This window comes from Acidovorax sp. LjRoot194 (genome assembly GCF_964253015.1).
GTDB lineage: Bacteria > Pseudomonadota > Gammaproteobacteria > Burkholderiales > Burkholderiaceae_C > Acidovorax.
Genome location: NZ_CAXUQB020000001.1, coordinates 14,869 through 34,097, shown reverse-complemented (window position 1 = coordinate 34,097; position 19,229 = coordinate 14,869). Strand labels below are relative to the sequence as shown.

The 19,229-nt window shown below is 66.9% G+C and carries 20 protein-coding genes and 1 pseudogene; 9 read left to right on the top strand and 12 right to left on the bottom strand.

The features are described 5' to 3' along the window. Positions 1 to 25: 25 nt before the first annotated feature. Together ACSQ3N_RS00150 and ACSQ3N_RS00145 are read right to left on the bottom strand one after the other, a co-directional pair. A complete protein-coding gene (locus ACSQ3N_RS00150; protein WP_436145305.1) occupies positions 26 to 1,018 on the bottom strand; it encodes a hypothetical protein in 993 nt (330 codons plus the stop codon). Positions 1,019 to 1,050: 32 nt separating this feature from the next. Further along, positions 1,051 to 2,595 (bottom strand): PLP-dependent aminotransferase family protein, encoded by a 1,545-nt coding sequence (locus ACSQ3N_RS00145; protein WP_436145304.1) that lies wholly within the window; start codon positions 2,593 to 2,595, stop codon positions 1,051 to 1,053. A 105-nt stretch (positions 2,596 to 2,700) separates the two neighbouring features. Here ACSQ3N_RS00145 and ACSQ3N_RS00140 point away from each other — a divergent pair, with 105 nt between their 5' ends. Together ACSQ3N_RS00140 and ACSQ3N_RS00135 are read left to right on the top strand one after the other, a co-directional pair. Next, on the top strand, positions 2,701 to 3,186 hold the full coding sequence (locus tag ACSQ3N_RS00140; RefSeq protein WP_436145303.1) for an OsmC family protein: 486 nt from the start codon (positions 2,701 to 2,703) through the stop codon (positions 3,184 to 3,186). A gap of 1 nt (position 3,187) precedes the next feature. Continuing rightward, on the top strand, positions 3,188 to 3,826 hold the full coding sequence (locus ACSQ3N_RS00135) for an FMN-binding negative transcriptional regulator (protein WP_436145302.1): 639 nt from the start codon (positions 3,188 to 3,190) through the stop codon (positions 3,824 to 3,826). Positions 3,827 to 4,055: 229 nt separating this feature from the next. On the opposite strand, the gene ACSQ3N_RS00130 is transcribed toward ACSQ3N_RS00135, so the two are convergent. From ACSQ3N_RS00130 to ACSQ3N_RS00110, 5 genes are all read right to left on the bottom strand, one after another. Then, positions 4,056 to 5,465, bottom strand: coding sequence for a homoserine dehydrogenase (locus tag ACSQ3N_RS00130; protein ID WP_436145301.1), 1,410 nt, complete (start codon positions 5,463 to 5,465; stop codon positions 4,056 to 4,058). Positions 5,466 to 5,609: 144 nt separating this feature from the next. Beyond that, a complete protein-coding gene (locus ACSQ3N_RS00125) occupies positions 5,610 to 5,741 on the bottom strand; it encodes a hypothetical protein (protein ID WP_255354974.1) in 132 nt (43 codons plus the stop codon). A 320-nt stretch (positions 5,742 to 6,061) separates the two neighbouring features. Beyond that, positions 6,062 to 6,910, bottom strand: a complete 849-nt coding sequence (locus ACSQ3N_RS00120) for a DUF72 domain-containing protein (RefSeq protein ID WP_235507454.1) — start codon at positions 6,908 to 6,910, stop codon at positions 6,062 to 6,064. Between the two features lie 137 nt (positions 6,911 to 7,047). After that, positions 7,048 to 8,373 (bottom strand): ATP-binding protein, encoded by a 1,326-nt coding sequence (locus tag ACSQ3N_RS00115; RefSeq protein ID WP_056171528.1) that lies wholly within the window; start codon positions 8,371 to 8,373, stop codon positions 7,048 to 7,050. Continuing rightward, positions 8,370 to 9,131 carry a response regulator gene (locus tag ACSQ3N_RS00110; protein ID WP_056171527.1) on the bottom strand — a complete coding sequence of 254 codons (762 nt, stop codon included), beginning with the start codon at positions 9,129 to 9,131 and terminating at the stop codon, positions 8,370 to 8,372. Before ACSQ3N_RS00110 ends, ACSQ3N_RS00115 begins: the two co-directional genes overlap by 4 nt. Before the next feature lie 178 nt (positions 9,132 to 9,309). On the opposite strand from ACSQ3N_RS00110, the gene ACSQ3N_RS00105 reads away from it, so the two are divergent. From ACSQ3N_RS00105 to ACSQ3N_RS00090, 4 genes are all read left to right on the top strand, one after another. Beyond that, positions 9,310 to 9,864: a DUF2147 domain-containing protein gene (locus ACSQ3N_RS00105; protein ID WP_056171525.1), complete on the top strand. Its 555-nt coding sequence runs from the start codon at positions 9,310 to 9,312 to the stop codon at positions 9,862 to 9,864. Then, a complete protein-coding gene (locus ACSQ3N_RS00100) occupies positions 9,861 to 10,601 on the top strand; it encodes a cytochrome c biogenesis CcdA family protein (protein WP_082517060.1) in 741 nt (246 codons plus the stop codon). Before ACSQ3N_RS00105 ends, ACSQ3N_RS00100 begins: the two co-directional genes overlap by 4 nt. 26 nt (positions 10,602 to 10,627) lie before the next feature. Further along, entirely contained in the window at positions 10,628 to 11,209 is a 582-nt protein-coding gene (locus ACSQ3N_RS00095) for a thioredoxin family protein (RefSeq protein ID WP_056171523.1), read from the top strand. An 82-nt stretch (positions 11,210 to 11,291) separates the two neighbouring features. After that, entirely contained in the window at positions 11,292 to 12,614 is a 1,323-nt protein-coding gene (locus ACSQ3N_RS00090; RefSeq protein WP_436145300.1) for a serine hydrolase domain-containing protein, read from the top strand. Positions 12,615 to 12,771: 157 nt separating this feature from the next. On the opposite strand, the gene ACSQ3N_RS00085 is transcribed toward ACSQ3N_RS00090, so the two are convergent. Both ACSQ3N_RS00085 and ACSQ3N_RS00080 read right to left on the bottom strand, forming a co-directional pair. Further along, complete coding sequence (locus ACSQ3N_RS00085) at positions 12,772 to 13,209, bottom strand: OsmC family protein (protein WP_056171519.1); 438 nt, start codon at positions 13,207 to 13,209, stop codon at positions 12,772 to 12,774. A gap of 131 nt (positions 13,210 to 13,340) precedes the next feature. After that, positions 13,341 to 13,592, bottom strand: coding sequence for an ATP-binding protein (locus ACSQ3N_RS00080; protein WP_056171757.1), 252 nt, complete (start codon positions 13,590 to 13,592; stop codon positions 13,341 to 13,343). 220 nt (positions 13,593 to 13,812) lie between these two features. Here ACSQ3N_RS00080 and ACSQ3N_RS00075 point away from each other — a divergent pair, with 220 nt between their 5' ends. Then, on the top strand, positions 13,813 to 14,124 hold the full coding sequence (locus ACSQ3N_RS00075; RefSeq protein ID WP_056171755.1) for an acylphosphatase: 312 nt from the start codon (positions 13,813 to 13,815) through the stop codon (positions 14,122 to 14,124). 105 nt (positions 14,125 to 14,229) lie between these two features. Here ACSQ3N_RS00075 and ACSQ3N_RS00070 read toward each other — a convergent pair whose 3' ends face one another. After that, positions 14,230 to 14,646: a YkgJ family cysteine cluster protein gene (locus ACSQ3N_RS00070; RefSeq protein ID WP_056171517.1), complete on the bottom strand. Its 417-nt coding sequence runs from the start codon at positions 14,644 to 14,646 to the stop codon at positions 14,230 to 14,232. A 194-nt stretch (positions 14,647 to 14,840) separates the two neighbouring features. Here ACSQ3N_RS00070 and ACSQ3N_RS00065 point away from each other — a divergent pair. Beyond that, positions 14,841 to 15,162, top strand: a pseudogene (locus ACSQ3N_RS00065) (hypothetical protein); the annotation flags it as partial. A gap of 262 nt (positions 15,163 to 15,424) precedes the next feature. Here the strand turns inward: ACSQ3N_RS00065 and ACSQ3N_RS00060 are convergent. Beyond that, positions 15,425 to 16,531: a suppressor of fused domain protein gene (locus ACSQ3N_RS00060; protein ID WP_436145299.1), complete on the bottom strand. Its 1,107-nt coding sequence runs from the start codon at positions 16,529 to 16,531 to the stop codon at positions 15,425 to 15,427. A gap of 119 nt (positions 16,532 to 16,650) precedes the next feature. On the opposite strand from ACSQ3N_RS00060, the gene ACSQ3N_RS00055 reads away from it, so the two are divergent. After that, complete coding sequence (locus ACSQ3N_RS00055) at positions 16,651 to 18,447, top strand: GmrSD restriction endonuclease domain-containing protein (protein WP_436145298.1); 1,797 nt, start codon at positions 16,651 to 16,653, stop codon at positions 18,445 to 18,447. Between the two features lie 68 nt (positions 18,448 to 18,515). On the opposite strand, the gene ACSQ3N_RS00050 is transcribed toward ACSQ3N_RS00055, so the two are convergent. Next, positions 18,516 to 19,226: a M48 family metallopeptidase gene (locus tag ACSQ3N_RS00050; RefSeq protein WP_436145297.1), complete on the bottom strand. Its 711-nt coding sequence runs from the start codon at positions 19,224 to 19,226 to the stop codon at positions 18,516 to 18,518. Between the last annotated feature and the right edge of the window lie 3 nt (positions 19,227 to 19,229).

Here is a 19,229-nt window from a genome sequence, read left to right as displayed (position 1 = left end):
TTGGGTCCAGCGCCCGCCCATCGCCTCAAATGCCCGGCACTGGATCGCTGATTTCGCCCTGCCGCTGTCCATCCTTGAAGAACTGCACGTTGGGCGGCAGGCCATCCCGAAGGGTGATGAGCCCGAACTGGCGCTGTGCCGTCACAGGAATGTTGTCTGGAAAAAACCCGGCGAGCAGCGGTGGAGCGAAATCCACTGCTGCCCCAGATGCGATGTACTCGTGCAACTGGCGGCCGCCCTTTTCCGTCCATGTGGCCTTGTGATCAATCTCGTGGATGTCGCCGCTGAGCACGCGCACGTCGTACGTTTCGGCCAACGCCAACAGCCACCTCAGGTCTTCGGGGTAGTGCTTCCACCCGTTGATCTCCCAGCCGTTGATCGTGGAGCCGCTGGCGATCAGATGCAGTGCGTTAGGGTAGTCCGCCATGCGTGCCTGGATGGTGGCTTTCTGGGTGGTTCCAAGCAGCGTGGGCCCGTCGCGCCAGGAGCGCCCGTCCGTCAGGTGCAGCACCGCCAGCCCACCAAACAACACCTGGCAGCGGTAGCCGGGCATGGCCTCGTCATAACGCACATGGCCGCGCGGCAGGCCGATGTTTCGGCGCACCCGCGGGTCCATCGCTGAGACTGGGAAAGGCGCCAAACCCGCCAGCGCGTCCGTCCAGCACTGGAACAGATTGCTGGAGTAGACCGCGTGTTCCAAGTGGCTCAAGGCCTGCTGCTGGCGCGCGTCGTTCCACAAAAAATCGTGATCGTCCCAGATCGCATACGTGGCCAGCTTCTCCCGATGCAGCAGCTTTCGAAACTCGGGCACTTCCAATTGTTTGCGGTACAGGCGGTGCACATGCGCCGCGAAATCGCCCGGGTTCAGCAACGCCGGCTCGGTGACCATGCCGTCGGGCCCCTTGGGCCACGGACAGTCGATGTAGATCGAATCTCCCAGCAGTACCAGTACGTCAGGGTTCTGGTGACCGATATCGTTCCAGATGGGTTGGCTGGCGGAGTAGACCTCGGTCGACATGCACGAGGTGAACGCGATTTTCTTCAAAGTGGTCATGCCGTCTTTCTGCGGGTGTGTGGCGGGGTGGACGACACGTTTGTATGCGGCGCGCGCACGTGTAGCAAGGACAAAGCTGCCACCACCCGCGCCGCGGCCACGATCTCGGCCTCGCTGTAGCCCGCATAGCCGAACAGCCAGCCTCTACGGTTCGATTCCATCGCATAGCGTGACAAGGGTGCCAGCATGACCCCGGCGGTAAGCGCGCTGCGGCTCAGGGCCTCATCGTTGCTGCCGGGCGCGGTCTCCAGCAGCAGGTGCATGCCCCGGTCGCTGGGTGCCAGTTGCAGTGCGCCGTCGCTGGCCTGGGCCAAGGCATCGATCAGCACCTGCTGGCGCTGCTGGTACAGCTCGCGCATCTGGCGCAGGTGGCGCAGCAGGTGGCCTTCGGCGATGAAGCGCGCCAGCACCGCCTGCGCGTCGCCCGGCGCGTGCCGGTCGGTGATGGCGCGGGCCATGGCAAAGGCTTCCACCAGCGCGGGCGGCACAACCACGAAGCCCAGGCGCAGCCCGGGGTGCAGGGTCTTGGAGAACGTGCCCACATACAGCACCCTCTCCGAGCCCGGCAGGCTGCACAGCGCGGGCACGCGCTGGGCCTTGCCGTCGTGCTTGCCGTACTGGAATTCGCCGTCGTAGTCGTCCTCCACCACCCAGGCGTCGTGTGTGCGGGCCCACTGCAGCAGGGCCTGGCGCCGCGCCAGGTGCATGCACACGCCGGTGGGGAACTGGTGCGTGGGCGTGACCACGGCCATGCGCGCACCGGGCCACTGCGCGGCGCCCTCGCCGATGCGCAGACCCTGCGCATCCAGCGCCACCGGCCGCGCCAGTACGCCGTGGCCCAGCAGGCTGGCGCGGATGCCGGGGTAGCCCGGGTCTTCCACCAGCACCTCGTCGCCTGCGTCCAGCAGCAGCCGGGCGATCAGATCGATGCCCTGCTGCGAGCCCGAGCACACCACCACCTGCGCCGCATCGCAACGGATGCCGCGCGACGCCCACAGCCACAGCGCAATGGCCTGGCGCAGCTGGGGGTCGCCCGCAGGGTCCAGGTACTGTGCGCGGGCGCTGCGCTGGCCGGGGCTGGCCTGGCGCGCCAGGCGGTCCCACAGCGCGAACGGAAAGGTGTCCACCTCGGGCGCGCCGATGCGAAACGCGCGCGCCGCCACGTGAGGCGGCCGCCAGCGTGCCGCCGTCTCGGCAATGAGCTGCCCGCGCTTCGACAGCCCGCGCGGCGGCGCCACCAGGCCTTGCGTGGGCGCCGTACCCGCGGCCTGCGACACATAGGTGCCGTCGCCCACGCGGGCCTCCACATACCCTTCGGCCTGCAGGCGCTGCACGGCCCACAGCACGGTGTTGCGCGACACGCCCAGGCCGGCCGCGTGCTCGCGCGACGGTGGCAGGCGCGTGCCTGCGGGCAGCCGCCCTTGCTCGATGGCGCTGCGCAGCTGCTCGTACACCTGCTGGCGCAACAGGCCCTGGCGTGGGCTGGATGCGGCGTCTGCGGCGGCGATGGAAGTCTTGGGATTGGCTCTGGCAACCGGCATGAATTGGCCCCTTCGTTGTGGCAATGCAGCCATAAACTGAAGAACCATTTTAGAAACCATCCGGGCTGCCTGCCAGGCCCGGTCCCCACAGGAAAGACCCCTTCCATGGCCGAGCACACCGCCACCATCACCTGGTCCCGTGGCAGCGACGACTTTCTGGACAAGCGCTACCACCGCGCGCACAGCTGGCAGTTCGATGGCGGCGCCGTGGTGGCCGGGTCATCGTCGCCGCATGTGGTGCCGCTGCCCTACTCCGACGCCGCGGCCGTGGACCCTGAAGAAGCCTACGTGGCCGCACTGTCGAGCTGCCACATGCTGTGGTTCCTCGACTTCGCCTGCCGCGCCGGCTGGCGCGTGGACAGCTACACCGATGCAGCGGTGGGCACGATGGCCAAGGACGCGCAGGGCCGCCTGGTCGTCGCGCACGTGCAGCTGCGGCCCGTCACGCGCTTCGACGCGGCGCACGCGCCCAGCACCGAGGTGCTGGCCGACCTGCACCACCAGGCGCATGCGGCGTGCTTTTTGGCCAACTCGGTCATGACGCAGATCGACTGTGCGCCCGTGCTGGAAGTTGAAGGGGAAGGGGCCTGACATGACCATTGCCAACCGCCAGTTTCAGGTGACCGACCCAGCCGTTCTGCAAGGCCTGGTGCGTGCCCAGCCCCTGGCCACCCTGGTCGTCTCGCACGAAGGCGCCCTACACGTCAACCACGTGCCGCTGTACCTCGACCCCACGCGCGGCCCGCACGGCACGCTGGTGGGCCACGTGGGCCGCGGCAACGGCGTGTGGGCGCTGCTGCCGCAGCATGCAGTGGCCGTATTCCACGGGCCGCAGGCGTATGTGTCGCCGTCGTGGTACCCGTCCAAGGCCATCGATGGCAAACAGGTGCCCACCTGGAACTACGCCGCGGTGCATGCCCACGGCACGTTGAGCGCCACAGACGGCGACCCAGAGCGCCTGCGCGCGATCCTGCACACCCTGACCGAGGCGCATGAATCGCACCGCCCGCACCCCTGGCACGTGGACGACGCGCCCGCCGACTACCTGCAGAAATTGCTGGGCGCCATCGTGGGCGTGGAGCTGGCGGTGGAGCGCTGGGAAGGCATCTGGAAGGTGAGCCAGAACCGCACGGACACGGACCGCGCCGGCGTCGTCGAGGGGCTGACGGCGGAAGGCACGCCGCAAGCGCTGGCCATGGCGGCGCTGGTGGAACGAGGGCCTGGCATCTAGCCACTGTTTGCTATGCCATTCATAGCTCTTGGCGCTTGATAGGCAAGCGATGGGGCCTGCTGGGGTCTTCAAGCACCGTCAAACCCACCCATACCGTTCGGGCTGAGCTTGTCGACGCCTTGCGCGGCGCTTCGACAGGCTCAGCGTGAACGGTGGTGGGGGTGAGTGCGGGGTGGCGATGGCAGGGCGCGACGTGCAGCTCGGCACCACCCGCGGCAACCCCTCGGCATCACCCCTCCAGCATCTCCACCCGCAGCGACACCACCGGCCCCGCCACCGCAGGGTGCGCGCCCAGTGCGTGCACGGCCAGGTCCACCGTGGCCTGCGCCACTGCGTCGGTCAGCACCAGCACCTGGGGCGTGCCGCCGGCGGGCAGGTGCTGCGCGCAGGCCAACTGCACCTGCGCCACGGGCACGTGCTGGGCCGCCAGCCACGCGCCCACCGCCTCGATCTGCTGGGCCTGGTGCACGGGCACGCGCAGGTAGTGGCGGGTGTGCACGGCGGCGCGGGGCAGCACGGCCAGATGGTCGTGGATGGCCGGGGCATGAAAGCCCAGGTGCGGCACGCGCTGCGCCGCGTGGGTGCCGTGAAGCCGCGCCACGTCCACCAGGTCGGCGATCACGGCCGACGCGGTCTGCTCGGAGCCCGCGCCCGCGCCGTAGTACATCGTCACGCCCGAGGCGTCGCCCTTGACCATGATGCCGTTCATCGAGCCGTTCACATGCGCCAGCAGGTGCGTGGCGGGCACCAGCGCGGGCTGCACGCGCAGTTCCACGCCGTCGGCACCATCGCCGTTGACGCCATCGCCGTGCTCGCGGCGGCGGGCCACGCCCAGCAGCTTGATGCGAAAACCCAGCTGCTCAGCGCAGGCCACGTCCAGGCCCTGCAGCGCGGTGATGCCCTCCACCTGCGCGTCGGCAAAGCGCAGCGGCATGCCGAACGCGTTGGCCGCCAGCAGCGTGATCTTGTGCGCCGCGTCGATGCCTTCGATGTCGAAGGTCGGGTCGGCCTCGGCGTAGCCCAGCGCCTGTGCCTGGGCCAGCGCTTCGGCAAAGCCCACGCCGTCATCGCGCATCTTGCTCAGGATGAAGTTGGTGGTGCCGTTGATGATGCCCGCCACCCATTCGATGCGGTTGGCCGTGAGGCCCTCGCGCAGCGCCTTCACGATGGGGATGCTGACGGCCACTGCGCCCTCGTACGCCACGGCCACGCCGTGCTGGCGTGCGGCGGCGAAGATCTCGTTGCCGTGTTCGGCCAGCAGCGCCTTGTTGGCCGTGACCACATGCTTGCCCGCACGGATGGCGGCCAGCACCCAGTCACGCGCCGGGCCCGTGCCGCCCGCGGCCTCCACCAGCACGTCCACGTCGGGGTGCGTGGCGACCTGCATCGGGTCGTTGGTCAGCGCCACGTCCTTGCCCACCACGCTCACGGCGCGGGCCAGGTTGCGCGCTGCGACCACCACCACCTCGATGCCCCGGCCCGCGCGGCCCGCGATCAGCGCCTGGTTGCGCGCCAGCACGCGGAAGGTGCCCGCGCCCACGGTGCCAATGCCGATCATGCCCACGCGCAGGGGGCGCATGGCCGCAGCTGTGGGCTGGAACGACGGGTCTTCTAGGGACTGGACGGGATCGCGGAACATGGGCTTCTCCAAACGACTGCAAAACAATCAATCAAACGAACAAACAAAAAAACCCAGCTGCCAGAGCTGGGTTTCATTCACATTCGTCTTGGGGGAGAAGAGAGCGATCACCAGGTGGCTGCCGAAACGGCCACCTGCGCGTGCTCAGGTGGCCGCGGGGGTAATGGTGGTAATCATTCGTGCAACCACAGCCCGCGCGAAGAACGCGCGCTGCATCATGCCCATGCCTTGGAAGGCAGTGGCGCGTGCGGCGAGGGCGGGGGTGGTGTACGGCATGAAGAGGCGCAGTGTACCTGACGGGCTTGGGAGGACGTCAAGCGCCGGCGCCCTGCGAGTGTTGCGCGCAAGCGCCGGCACGGGGCTGTGGTGTCAATGCACTCGTGCGGATTTGCTATGAAAAATATAGCTGTTAGCGCTTTGCAGGCAAGCGTTAGGGGCCGATTTGGTTTGTAAATGACGTCGTACGCTGTGCCGAAGCCCCCAAGGTTTTACCTGCCCACCCCACCCCACCCCACCCCACCCGTTCGGGCTGAGCCTGTCGAAGCCAGGGCCCGCACGCATGCCGCGGACACGCCCCGACGCAAGGCTTCAGACACTCACTCCAACCCCCGCACCCCCAGCTGCGCCATCAGCTCCATCGCCCCTGCCGGGGCCCGCTCTTTCGCGCCGTTGATGAAGTACACGAACACATCGCGCGGCCGCTCGCCACCCGTCCACGCGCGCACGCCATCCGCCCACTGCGCAATCGCCTCGGGCGTGTAGCCGGTAGGCACATCGGCCTGGCTGCGCATCAGCCGCAGGTAGGCAAAGTCTGCCTCGGCATCGGCGATGGCCGGGAATTTGTCGGAGTCGGTGTGCACCGGCACACAGCCGTAGCGGCGGGCCAGCGTGATGAAATCTGGTGTGGCAAAACTCTCGTGCCGCACGTCGAGCACATGGCGCAGGCGGTGGCCATCGACCTGCTGGGGCAGCAGCGCAAGGAAGGCCTCGAAGTCGCCGGGCTCGAAAACCTTGCCGGGCATGAACTGCCACACGATGGGCCCGAGCTTGTCCTTGAGTTCGGAGATGCCGCTCTCGACAAACCGCGTGATCGAATCGCCCGCCTCCGCCAGCACGCGGCGGTTGGTTGCAAAGCGGTTGGCCTTGAGCGAGAACATGAAGCCCTCGGGCGTCTCGCCATGCCACTTGGCGAACGTCGGCGGCTTGAAGGTGCTGTAGTAGGTGCCGTTGACCTCGATGGCGGTGAGCTGGCGGCTGGCGTACTGCAGCTCTTTGCTGTGCGCGAGGCCCCCGGGGTAGAAGTTGTCGCGCCAGGGCTCGAAGGTCCAGCCGCCGATGCCGATGCGGATTTGAGGGCTGCTGCTGTTGCTGCTATTGCCACTGCCACTGCCACTGCTTGCGTTGGTAGTGGTGCTGCTGGTGCTGCTAATGCTGGTGCTGTCCACGGCGTTTCCCCTGCTGAGTCCACGGAACAGGCACTGTAGCAGCGGCCTGGGTCTTGGCGTGAGCGTGGGGCGGGTGCGCGCGGTGGCGGCGGCGCGCCTGCACACGCGCTTCGAACTTTTGGGGAAGTTGCCGCGCGCTACGGCTGCTGCCCGGGCAGCTCGACCCGCGCCTCCAGCCCCGGCCCCTCGGCGCGCGGCCCGAGCACCAGGCGGCCGCCCAGCGCCTTGGCGAGCTCGTTCGCAATCGCCAGGCCCAGCCCCGTACCGCCCGTGCCGCGGTTGCGCGAATCCTCCAGCCGCACGTAGGGCTGCAGCACGGCGGCCAGGTCGGCCTGCGCAATGCCGGGGCCGCGGTCCAGCACGCGCAGCAGCCACGGGCCTTGCGCTTGTGCCTCTGCCTGCGCCTCCAGGCTCAGTTCGGCTGCGCCTGCAAACTTGATCGCGTTGTCCACCAGGTTGCACACCAGCCGGCGCAGCGCCCGCGGTCGCGTGTCGCAGGTGCCCGGGTCGGCGTGCAGCAGCGTCACCGGCAGGCCCGCATCGGCGTAGTCGAACGCAATGCTCTGCAGCAGCGCGCGCAGGTCCACGCGCTGCAGTGGCTCCTGCACGGCCTGGGACGAGCGCGCGTAGGCAATGCCCTCTTCCACCAGCGACTGCATCTCGGCCAGGTCCGCGTGCAGCTTGCCCTGCAGCGCGGTGTCGTCTAGCAGGTCGGCGCGCAGGCGCAGGCGGGTGATGGGCGTCTGCAGGTCGTGCGAGACAGCGGCGAGGATGCGCATGCGCTCCTCCAGGTGCGCCTGGATGCGCTGCTGCATGCGGTTGAAGGCCTGGGCGGCGCGCTGCACCTCGCGCGGGCCGTCTTCGGCCAGGGGCACGGCGGGGCGGTCGGCACCCAGCGCATCGGCCGCGTCGGCCAGCGTGCGCAGGGGCCGCGTGGCCGCGCGCACGGCCCAGGCGCACAGGCCCACCAGCAGCGCCAGCTGCAGCGCCAGCGCGCCCAGCACCCAGGGCGAGACCTGCAGCCGGGGCTCTGCCATGTCCACGGCCAGTGGGGTGCCGTCGGCCAGCTGCAGCTGCAGGCGCAGCTCGGTGCCGGGCATGCGCGGGTCGATCACGCGCACCGAGCGGCCGGGTGGCAGCGTGGCACCCACGGCGCCGGCAATCAGGCGGGCCATGGCGGACGGGTCCTCGGACGCGTCGAGCGGCGCGGTCAGCGTGAAGCGGTAGTTGCGGCGTGCCAGCCGATCCACCCATTGCGCGCGCTCTGCGGCGGGCAGGCGGTCCAGCATGGCCAGGGAGCTGGCCACGTCGCTCGCCATGTACGACACCATGGCGCGGCGCATGGTCATGCTGCGCTCGGTGATGGCCAGCACGAAGGTCAGCGCATGCGCCAGCGCCAGGCCCAGCGCCAGCACCAGCAGGATGCGCCCGAACAGCGAGCGGGGCCACCAGCGCAGCGTCATGCGGCGGCCTCTTTGGGTATTGCCGTGGGCAACACGTCGGCGCAGAACACGTAGCCCTCGTTGCGCACGGTCTTGATGTAGCGAGAGCCCCGGGCACCGTCCCCCAGCCGCTGGCGCACGCGGCTGACCAAAAGGTCGATGGACCGGTCGAACACATCGGCATCGCGCCCCTGCGTGAGCTGCAGCAACTGGTCGCGCGTGAGGATGCGCTGCGGGTGGTCCAGCAGCACGCGCAGCAGCCGGTATTCGGCGCCCGACAGCGCCACCACCGCGCCCGTGGCATCGAGCAGGTGGCGCGCCGTGGTATCGAGCCGCCAGTCGCCAAACGCGAGGTGGCGCGCGGGCTCGGCCACCGCCAGGTTGGGCGGCAGCATGCGCGTGCGCCGCAGCACCGCGTGGATGCGCGCCAGCAGCTCGCGCGCGGCAAAGGGCTTGGTCAGGTAGTCGTCCGCACCCAGCTCCAGGCCCAGGATGCGGTCGGCTTCGTCGCTGCGTGCGGTGAGCATGATGATGGGCAGCGCTGGCGCGCCGGGGCTGCGCAGCTCGCGGCACAGCGTGATGCCGTCGGTACCCGGCAGCATCAGGTCCAGCACCAGCAGGTCGATGCGCTGCGTGGCCAGCACCTCGCGCATCTGCCGGCCGTCGGCCGCCACGCTGACCTGCAGGCCCTGGCGCTGCAGGTACTCGGCCGCCAGCTCGCGGATGCCCGCGTCGTCATCGACGATCAGGATGTGGTCGGGCGGGGGCGTGGTCGTCATGGGCGTTGATTGTCCAGACTTTGGCGCCGCGTGGTGATGCCCCAGCAGGCCCGCATGTATCTGAACTTGTCTGGCGCCGCTGCCGACAAGCGCGCATACCAAAAGGCCCGCGCACGACAAACCGCCGATACGTGCGCTGGCTTCAATGCAGTCTTCCTGAACTTCACGAGGACTTGCCATGAAACCCACTATCGCCATGGGTACCGCTGCTGCGCTGGCCATGGGTCTGGCGCAGGCTGCCAGCGCGCAAGAGGCCGCCGCGCAGCCCGCCACTGCCGGGCAGTCGGCATCGGCACCAGCCCCCCACCCCCAGGCCCCGCTGGGCCGCTGGATCACCGAAAGCGGCAACCTGGAAGTGGACGTCGCTCCGTGCGCCGCCGACGCAAAAAACACTGCTACTTCCATCAGCGCAAAACCCGGTGGCAGCCCCACCCTGTGCGGCAACGTCGTGCGCGTGCTGGCCCACCGGTCGATGAGCGCCCCCGGCACCGACATGGCCGCCGCCGATGCCCGCCCTGCGCTGGGCATGACGCTGCTGTCTGGCCTGCGCGACACCGGCAGCGGTGACTACCAAGGCGAGATCTACCACCGCGAAAACGCCAAGACCTACCGCGCCACCCTCACCCCCGCCGAGCCCGACCAGCTGCTGGTGCGCGCCTATGTCGGCATCCCGCTGTTCGGCAAGACGCAGGTGTGGCGCCGCCCGGCCGCAGAGCACGGGGGTGCGCCATGACCATGGCCGCCACCGCCGTTGCCACATCGCCCTGGCTGGCCGTGGCCGCCGGCATGCTGACCGTGGGCGCGCCCTGCGTACTGCCCATGCTGCCGGTGGTGCTGGGCGCATCGGTGGCGGGCGGCCCCGCGCAGCGCACGCGCCCGCTGTTCATCGCGCTGGGCTTTGCGTTGTCGTTCGCGGCCGTGGCACTGCTGTTCAGCAGCTTTACGCAGGTGCTGGGCGTATCGCCCGAGGGTTTGCGCCGCTTCGCCGCCGTGATGCTGCTGGTGTTCGGCGTGCTCACGGTGTGGCCCCGGCCCTTCCAGTGGCTCAGCCAATACGCGGGGGGCGTGCTTCACCGCATGGGCAGCGTGGGCAGTGTGGGGATGGGGTCATCGGGCGGCAACTGGGGCGGACTGCTGCTGGGGCTGAGCCTGGGCGCGGTGTGGACGCCCTGCGCCGGGCCGGTGCTCGCGTCCATCCTCACCCTGATCGCCACCGAGCCGCCCGGTGTGGGCACCGCCGTGCTGCTGCTGGCGTATTCCACCGGCGCCGCGCTGCCCATGCTGGCCATCGCCTACGGCGGCCAGGCGGCGGCCAACCAAGTGCGCCGCCTGTCGCGCCACGCGTACTGCGTGCAGCAGGTCGTCGGCGTGGTGGTCATCGCCGTCGCGCTGGCCATGTTGCTGGAGATCGATGGCCAGGTCACGGCGTGGCTGTCGCAGTTCTACCCATCGTTTTCTGGCGGGCTGTGAGCGGCCCGCAGCAAGGAGTTTTCACCATGACATCGCACCCTTCTTCACCCTTTGCGCTGCAGCGCCGCGCCTTCCTCGCGTCTGCCGCTGGCGTGGCCGCAGCCGTGGCGGCACCCGCCACTACCCACGCGGCAGGCTCCGCCATGCAGGCCGCCACGCTGCCCGACCTGGGCCCCGCGCCCGAGTCCACCGGCATCGAGCGCTGGCTCAACTCCGATCCCGTCACCCTGGCCCAGCTGCGCGGCCGCGTGGTGCTGGTGGATTTCTGGACGTATGCCTGCATCAACTGCATACGCACCCTGCCCCACGTGAACCGCTGGGCCGAGATGTACGCGCCCCAGGGCCTCACCGTGGTGGGCGTGCACACGCCGGAGTTTCCGTTCGAGCGCACCACCAGCAACGTCGAGGTCGCCATGCGCCGCCACGGCGTGAAGCACCCCGTGGCGCAAGACAACCGCTACGGCACCTGGAAGGCCTACAGCAACCAGTACTGGCCCGCCGCCTACCTCATCGATGCGCAGGGCCGCATTCGCTACAAGCACTTTGGCGAAGGCGAGTACGACCGCACCGAGGCAGCGATCCGCGCGCTGCTGGCGGCGCGGGGCTAAGGCCTGCAAACCAGCAGCTCACCCTTTCTTGTCACCTCGTTGCTCTGCCCCATCCCACCCACCTTTGCAGGACTTTTGCACCATGCCCTACCCCCGCCTTCACTTCGCCCTGGTCACGCTGGCTGCCACCGCAGCCGCTGTCTGCATGGCCTCTGCCGGCCACGCCCAGGCGCCCCAGTTGCCGCCGCCCGATGTCACCCAGTCTGCCGCGCTGCGGCTGATGCAGGGCTTTCCGCCGCCGCCCGACAAGGTCGTGCGCCTGGCCAACATCCTGCAGTACCCCAACGTGCGCTGGGCCGCGCACCACCTGCGCGAGCTGGGGCCGACGGCGACTGTGTGGCGCGGTGCAGGCACGCCCAGCGCACTGCCCGCGGCAAACCGCCCGCTGAACGACACACTGCCCCTGCCCGACGGCCAGGGCGGCACCACCACGCTGGCCGACTGGCAAAAGGCCACCTACACCGACGGCCTGCTGGTGCTGCACCGCGGCCAGGTGGTGTACGAGCGCCACCACACCGGCATGCAGCCCCACCAGCCGCACGTGCTGTGGTCCATGAGCAAATCGCTCACCGGCCTGCTGGTGACCGAGCTCATCCACGAAGGCGTGATCGACCCCACAGCGCTGATCCCCCGCTACCTGCCCGAGCTGGCCACCAGCGCCTGGGCCGACGCCACCGTGCAGCAGACGCTGGACATGACCACCGCCGTGCAGTACGCCGAGAACTTTGCCGACCCCGCGTCCGGCGTCTTTCAGTATCTGGCCGCTGCAGGCCTGCAGCCCGCGCCGCCCGGCAGCAGCGCGCCCAAAAGCATGGCCGAGTTCTTGCCCACGCTGAAGAAGGACGGCGAGCACGGGGCCGCGTTCGCCTACAAGTCGGTGGACACGGAAGTGCTGGGCTGGCTGCTGCAGCGCGTGACGGGCCAGAGCTACGCCACGCTGCTGTCCGAGCGCATCTGGTCGCGCCTGGGCGCGCAGGAAGATGGGTATGTGTTTGCCGACCCCAACGGCGGCCAGTCCACCAGCGTGGGCGTGAACGCCACGCTGCGCGACCTGGGCCGCCTGGCAGAAATGCTGCGCGCCAACGGCCGCTACAACGGCCAGCAGATCATCGCGCCGGCCACCATCGCAGAGCTGCGCAAGGGTGCGGACCCGGCCCGCTTCAGCAAGGCGCCCGGCACAGCCATGCGCGCGGGCTACTCGTACCACAACCAGTGGTGGGTGCCGCACGATGCGGACGGCACGCTGGAAGCCAAAGGCCTGATGGGCCAGCACATCCACATCAACCCGGCGGCGGAGCTGGTGGTGGTGAAGCTGTCCACCCACCCCGTGCCCAACACCGCCTTCACGCATGCGGTGGACCGGCAGGCGTTTGCCGCGCTGGCCGCAGCGGTGCGGGCACGGTGACGAAGACGATCGGCAGTGCAACGCAGACGGCAAAACGCAGCGACGGGCGTGTGCACCTGCGCTGCGCTGGGGTCCGATCACCGCCTGGGCGTCGGATGCATGTCGCGGGCCGGGGCTGGTGTGCAGACCGCGCTGCACCCTCCCCCGCCCGGCGCCGTTATTCCACCAGCTTGGCGGTCAGCGTGATCTCTGGCACCGAAGCCAGGGCCTTGGACAGCGGGCAGTTGGCCTTGGCGTCGGCCGCCAGCTTTTGAAACGCCGCATCGTCCAGGCCCGGCACCTTGGCCGTCAGCGTGAGCGCAATGCGGTCGATGACGAAGCCGTCGCCATCCTTGGACAGGCGCACGCTGGCCGTGGTGTCCACGGTTTCGGTGGCAATGCCTGCCTTGTCGGCAGCGAATGAAAACGCCATGGTGAAACAGGCCGCATGCGCCGCGCCCACGATCTCTTCGGGGTTGGTGCCCTTGCGGTCGTCGCCGAAGCGGCTGGCAAAGCCGTAGGGGTACTTGTTCAGCGCGCCGGTTTCGGTGCTGATCTGGCCTTGGCCGGCCTTGCCGGCGCCCTCCCAGTGAACGCTGGCTTTCTTTTCAGACATGGCGTGGCTCCTTGTGCATGGTGCATGCAGTGGTGGTGGGTGAACGGCCGGGCCAAAACCCGGGGCCCTGAATCACACCACAGGCACAGTGCCCCGGCTGTGGGACAAAACCGCTTCGTTCTCTGCCCCTGTCAACCGTTGTGCACGCCAGGCGCAGCACCCGTGCGCACCATGCGGATCGCATCGAACGGGCAGCGCACGGCGCACAGCGCGCACCCGGTGCAGCCCGCCGCATCGTGCAGCGCAGACCGCTTGGGCCCCCAGCTGGCATCGCCCTGCACCTGCAGCGACAGCACATGCGGCGCACACACCGCCACGCACCAGCCGCAGCCCGTGCAGCGGTCGGTGTCGATGGCGGGCAGGGCTTTGCGGGGTGGGGTCATGCGGTGGGGCATTCAGGGCGTGGTTGGGGGCCTGGGCCTGTGTACAAGGCGCGTAGGGTGTGCAGGGTGTGCAGGGTGTGCAGGGTGTGCAGGGTGTGCAGAGGCGGGGCAGAGTCCACGGCTGCGCCACAGCTTACCGCGCTGCACCGCCCGGGTCGAGCACCGACACGCCAGGCCTGTCTGTGGCCTACCGCGCCCGGCTGGCGGTACAGTGCCGCCCATGCAACCCCACAGCGACCATCCTCACGCCGACGTCACCCAGCACCTCTTCATCCGCGGCCACGTGCAGGGCGTGGGCTACCGCTGGTCCCTGGTGCAGGCTGCCCAGCAACGCGGCCTGCAAGGCTGGGTGCGCAACCGCCGCGACGGCAGCGTCGAAGCCCTGGCCACCGGCCCTGCAGACGCTGTGCAGTCCCTCATCGAGTGGGCCCACCACGGGCCGCCGCAGGCGCGGGTGGATGCGGTGGAGGCGCGCAGCGTGCCTGCCCCTTCGGAGCCTGTGTCAGGGTTTGTGCAGCGCGATACCGTGTAGCCAGCGGGGCTGTGGCGTAGGCATGCCTGCAAGCCTTGTCGCAACATCGGCCCACCTGCTGCCTGTGCGGGCCAACAGCCCGCATGCAGGCCAGGCCCAGCGCTCTCACCAGCCCTTGCGCTTCAAGTCCCGCGCCCCGTAGGCGCAGTACCCCGGCTTGGGGCTCTTCGTCTGCGGGTGCAGGCGGCACGTCTCGGGCCGCTTGTCGTATACCGTGCACCGCCGTGTGGCCGGGTCCAGAAAATTGCAGTCCCCACTGGCCCGCCGCGCCATCGTGAACACCGCGTTCTTGTGGTTGAAGTGGTCGATCAGCCGCGCCTTCTGAAGCCGCTTGGCAATGTGCCGCAGCTCTTCATGCTCGGCCTCGAAAGGGTCCACCAGCTCCAGCCGCACCAGGTCTGGCAGTTGCACCTCCAGCGGCATCGTGCAGCAGTTGGCCGCACAGGTATCGCACAGGCCCGCGCGGTAGCGGGTCCAGGTGTCCAGACGGTCAACGTCGACGATGGCAATGGGGGAACGCATGGGGCTGCAATTGTGCCTGGGCGGCTGGCCCCACGCAGCCATCGCGGTCACCCGCCCGCGCTGGGTGCAGCGACTATCCGCGCCACGGTCTCCAAACCTGTCGCCGCCTGTGGCGCTTGGCCTACGCCAGCGTGGCGCATTGCTGTGGAACATGGAGTTCTGGACGTATGCACATCTACCAACAGGAGACCACCATGACCCATCCCCAAGACCCCACCCGCGACATGAACCTGGACCCCATCACCAAAGAACCCGGCGCCCATCCCATCGGCACGGGCATCGGTGCCGCAGGCGGCGCCGTCACGGGCGCAGCCGCTGGCTCCATCGGCGGCCCCATCGGCGCGGCAGTGGGTGCCGTGGTCGGTGCCGTCGTGGGCGGCCTGGCCGGCAAGGGCGCGGCCGAAGCCGTCAACCCCACGGATGAAGACGCCTACTGGCGCGACGCGTATGGCCGGGAGCCGTACTACTCGGATGCCTTTACCTACGACGACTACGCCCCTGCGTACCGCCATGGATATCAGAGCGTGATCGACGGACGCCACCGCGACTGGAACGACGCCCGCGACCATCTGCAGACGCGCTGGGACACTGAACGCGAGAGCAGCCGTTTGAACTGGAAGGATGCGGAGCCTGCAGCCAAGGCGGCTTGGGAACGGGCGGATCGGATTTGGAAGCAGACGAAGCAAGAATAAGAGAGCGGCACACGCTTGCGGTTAGCGGGATGTGTGGTGCCTCAGCAGCGGCCACACCGCTGCCCGCATTACAAGCCGGCATTTAATCAGCCGATGACATCGACCACCTTGCCGGCCGAATCCTTGATCGTCGTTTTTTCCACCACCCACTCCACCTGCGGCAGCAGCGGCATTACATAGCTGCCCTGATGCGGCCGCAGCGTCTGCGCCAGTTGCTGCACGGTGGCATCGGTCAGGCGCATTACCACGACATGGTCGCCCTCGCCCTGCCACTCCACCGCATTGTTGCCGTAGGCGCCAGCAGGCTCCAGCACCAACTGCCACTCATGCCCCGCCACGCGCAGCGGGCGGCCAAACGGCAGGCGCAGCGGCAGCAGGGTCACCAACTCGTCTACCTGGCGAGCGCCCACCGTGACCTGCGTGATCGGCTTGCGCAGCAGCCGCTTCACTTGCTTGAGGCCCAGCACATCGGTGAAAAGGACCCCGCTGGCAGACCCATCGCGCCTCAAGCCCTCGGCCACCTGCTGCTTCACCGCCGGGTGGGCCAGTAACGACGCGCGGCCCAGGTCCGTCACCCACAGCGGCATGTGCGGCAGCACCACCTCCAGCAGGTTGCGCGTGCGCCACTGCTTGGCCGCGCGCTCCTCCTCCACCGTCAGGCCCACCACCTGCAAGAACTCCACCGACCCATTGGGCGTGGCCAGCGGCTCGGCCAGCTTCGGGTCGGTCACAAAGCCCATGGAGCAGATCTGCGTGGCCCGCTCCAGCGCAATCGGGCCGTTGGCCGTCATCCAATGCCCATCGCGAAACACATTGCCGCTCTGGAACACATAGCGCGCCAGATTCTGCAAAAAATTCAGCGCCCAGGCCGGCGGCTCGGCATTGGCATCGGACAACTCGCTGGGCTCCATGGCCAGCCGAAAGGTCAGCTCGAAGCCATAGCCGCTCACTTCCGGGTCATCGGACTCCTTGGCATACAGCTCGCTCAGCCCATAAGTCACAAAGTGCCAGTGCGGCACCGGGTCCGTGCGCCGCCACGCACTGATGCCATCCAGCGGGTCCGGCCCGCCCAGCATGTGCGAGACCAGCGTGCCAAAGTGCTTGGGCTCCTGGCCGTGGTAAAGCTTGTCCAGGCGGGCGGAGATGGCGTCCCAGCCGGGGGAGGGGGCGTCGGTGTCGTCGGTGCTGGTCATGTCTGGGGAGGTAAAGGGCTGTGGGTCAGCGTCACACAACTGGTCATTTTCTGCGCTGGGTTGTTGTACATGCCCTCTACACTTCACATGTAACTTTTAGTCAATGAGTGAGGGAACAAATGGGCGTTCAGCGTTATGCGGTTAACCAATACATGATCGAAAGTGTTCTTGCCAAAGTGCGAGAAGGCGAGATCGCCATTCCCGAGATCCAGCGCCCCTTTGTTTGGGACGGGTCTCAGGTTCGTGACCTTATGGACAGTCTCTACAAGGGCTATCCAGTTGGCTATCTGATCGCATGGCGCAATCCCGATGTGAAGTTGAAAGACGGACGCATGGCGCTGGGGAAGATGATCCTTATCGACGGCCAACAGCGCGTAACGGCACTCACAGCCGCAGTGCTGGGGCAGCAGGTCATCAACAAGGACTACCGCAAAGTCAACATTCGAATAGCGTTTCACCCATTGAAGGAAGTGTTCGAAGTATCGAATACAGCCATTGAGCGCGATGCTTCCTGGATCGCTGACATAGCTCCCATTGTGAGTGGCAAGATCAGTCTTCTCAAGGCCATCCGTGAGTACTACCAAGCCAACCCTAGCGTAGATGAAGAATTGATCGAGAAGGCATTGAGTGCGCTCACCGACATCGCTAAAAAGCAGATCGGCCTAATCGAGCTGGATCACGATCTCGACATAGAGACAGTGACTGAGATCTTCATTCGCATCAACTCAAAAGGCACCGTGCTTTCGCAAGCGGACTTTGCCATGTCCAAGATCGCGGCTGACACAAGGTTCGGAGGTCCAGAGCTTCGAAAAGCCATTGACTATTTTTGCCACATGGCAATGGAGCCTGGCTTCCATGATCAGCTGAAGGAGCGTGACCCAGAGTTCGCCGCAAGTGACTTCTTCCAAAAAATCAGCTGGCTGCGCAACGACAACGACACCCTGTATGACCCAAGCTACACGGACGTGTTACGTGTCACATTCGGTACCGAATTTGGTCGGGGCAAACTAGCTGATCTGGTGAGCTTGCTTTCGGGTCGTAACTTCGCCACGAAGCAATTTGAAGAGAGCATCGCAGAAGAGTCCTTTGCAAAACTGGCCAACGGGGTGCGGCGTTACATCAACGAAACCCACTTCCAGCGATTTGTCATCATCATCAAATCAGCGGGTTTCATCGTGAACAACATGGTGCGGTCGCAGAACGCACTGAACTTTGCATACGCGCTTTATCTGGGACTTCGTGCGCGTGGAGTCGATGAGTCAAAGATTGAACGATTGGTCCGGCGCTGGTTTGTGTTGTCCATTCTGACGAGCAGATTCTCTGGCGCTGCTGAAACTCAGTTTGAGCGAGACATTCGATTGATCAATGAGCCGGATTTTGCAGATGTCCTCGCTCGAATTGAGCAAGCTGAGCTTTCGGACGCGTTCTGGCAGTTCGGATTGGTGCAGGCGCTCGATGTCGCCTCCACCAATCACCCACTTTTTTGGGTGTTTGTTGCTGCACAAATCAAAGCTAATGACAAGGGATTGCTTTCTCGCGATGTCACAGTACGCGAGCTGGTCAGCAATTTAGGAGACGTGCATCACATCTTTCCAAGACAGTTGCTCAAGGCGAACGGGAAAGGTCGTGGTGACTACAACCAGATCGCCAACTATGCGTATACGCAAGACGCGATCAACATCAAGATTGGCAGCAGATCGCCCCATCTTTACTTCGCGGATGCGCAAGCTCAGTGCCAAGGGCAACCAATGACACTGGGTGGCATTGACCAGCAGGAGGAACTGCTCGAGAACCTGCGAGCAAACTGCGTACCTACGTCCGCTCTGACGATGACGGCATCGAACTTTCCCGAGTTCTTGGCCCAGAGGCGCGTACTCATGGCTTCAAAGATCCGTGACTACTACAAAGCGTTGTGAAGAGAACAAAGGAGAAGTAAGCGATGCCGCGTTAGCCGGAGTAGTGAGTGAGCGCTCGTGCCATTGAGCTAAATCATGTCGCCAAAGGCAGCCCGCTCTAGTACTTCGTGCTGGCGCTTCCAGTCAGGTATTTGCTTGGCCACCAACGCCCAAAACGCCCGCGTGTGACTTTTTTCTACCGTGTGGCAGAGTTCGTGAATCACCACATAGTCTTGAACGCTGGCAGGAAGTTCCATAACGCGAGGATGGAATTCCAGAACGTTGTGGGCACTGCAACTGGCCCAGCGGCTTTGAAAGGTCCTGATGCGGGCCCCCCGAGCCTGCAGACCGGACTGCCGTTCCCAATGCCGAACCCGCGCCAGCAGCTTTTCGTGCGCGCGGTCTCGGTAAAACGCGGATAGTAGAGGTGCCAAGGCTTCAGTCCCGATGGTGCGCCCCGTCGGGTTTTCGATAACAAAGCGTGATGCAGTGAAATGCAGCGTGGCATGCGCCAGCTTCGGCGCATGCCGTACCTCGGTGAAGTAGGTGCGCCCGCAGTAGCGCAGCCGGCTGCCGGTGACGATCTGTTCGTCTGCGGCCGGCGCCTCGACCAGAACCCGCTTCTCGCGAATCCATCGGGCGCGATGCCGCACCAGTGCCTCCTGCTCTTCGAGCCCTACCGCCGGCCCGCGTAGTAGTACCGGCCGGCCACGCTCCACGGTCACGTAGTGCCGCTTGAGCGTGGCATCGGCCTTGAAGCGCCACTCAATGGTCGTCTGACCGTATTGCAGGCGGGGCATGGC

Coding starts and splice junctions, on each gene's coding strand:
- ACSQ3N_RS00135 (WP_436145302.1), top strand. CDS start 3,188: ATGACCATTGCCAACCGCCAGTTTCAGGTGACCGACCCAGCCGTTCTG.
- ACSQ3N_RS00060 (WP_436145299.1), bottom strand. CDS start 16,531: ATGACCAGCACCGACGACACCGACGCCCCCTCCCCCGGCTGGGACGCC.
- ACSQ3N_RS00090 (WP_436145300.1), top strand. CDS start 11,292: ATGCCCTACCCCCGCCTTCACTTCGCCCTGGTCACGCTGGCTGCCACC.
- ACSQ3N_RS00110 (WP_056171527.1), bottom strand. CDS start 9,131: ATGACGACCACGCCCCCGCCCGACCACATCCTGATCGTCGATGACGAC.
- ACSQ3N_RS00140 (WP_436145303.1), top strand. CDS start 2,701: ATGGCCGAGCACACCGCCACCATCACCTGGTCCCGTGGCAGCGACGAC.
- ACSQ3N_RS00100 (WP_082517060.1), top strand. CDS start 9,861: ATGACCATGGCCGCCACCGCCGTTGCCACATCGCCCTGGCTGGCCGTG.
- ACSQ3N_RS00130 (WP_436145301.1), bottom strand. CDS start 5,465: ATGTTCCGCGATCCCGTCCAGTCCCTAGAAGACCCGTCGTTCCAGCCC.
- ACSQ3N_RS00105 (WP_056171525.1), top strand. CDS start 9,310: ATGAAACCCACTATCGCCATGGGTACCGCTGCTGCGCTGGCCATGGGT.
- ACSQ3N_RS00055 (WP_436145298.1), top strand. CDS start 16,651: ATGGGCGTTCAGCGTTATGCGGTTAACCAATACATGATCGAAAGTGTT.
- ACSQ3N_RS00075 (WP_056171755.1), top strand. CDS start 13,813: ATGCAACCCCACAGCGACCATCCTCACGCCGACGTCACCCAGCACCTC.
- ACSQ3N_RS00050 (WP_436145297.1), bottom strand. CDS start 19,226: ATGCCCCGCCTGCAATACGGTCAGACGACCATTGAGTGGCGCTTCAAG.
- ACSQ3N_RS00070 (WP_056171517.1), bottom strand. CDS start 14,646: ATGCGTTCCCCCATTGCCATCGTCGACGTTGACCGTCTGGACACCTGG.
- ACSQ3N_RS00085 (WP_056171519.1), bottom strand. CDS start 13,209: ATGTCTGAAAAGAAAGCCAGCGTTCACTGGGAGGGCGCCGGCAAGGCC.
- ACSQ3N_RS00150 (WP_436145305.1), bottom strand. CDS start 1,018: ATGTCGACCGAGGTCTACTCCGCCAGCCAACCCATCTGGAACGATATC.
- ACSQ3N_RS00080 (WP_056171757.1), bottom strand. CDS start 13,592: ATGACCCCACCCCGCAAAGCCCTGCCCGCCATCGACACCGACCGCTGC.
- ACSQ3N_RS00125 (WP_255354974.1), bottom strand. CDS start 5,741: ATGCCGTACACCACCCCCGCCCTCGCCGCACGCGCCACTGCCTTCCAA.
- ACSQ3N_RS00145 (WP_436145304.1), bottom strand. CDS start 2,595: ATGCCGGTTGCCAGAGCCAATCCCAAGACTTCCATCGCCGCCGCAGAC.
- ACSQ3N_RS00095 (WP_056171523.1), top strand. CDS start 10,628: ATGACATCGCACCCTTCTTCACCCTTTGCGCTGCAGCGCCGCGCCTTC.
- ACSQ3N_RS00115 (WP_056171528.1), bottom strand. CDS start 8,373: ATGACGCTGCGCTGGTGGCCCCGCTCGCTGTTCGGGCGCATCCTGCTG.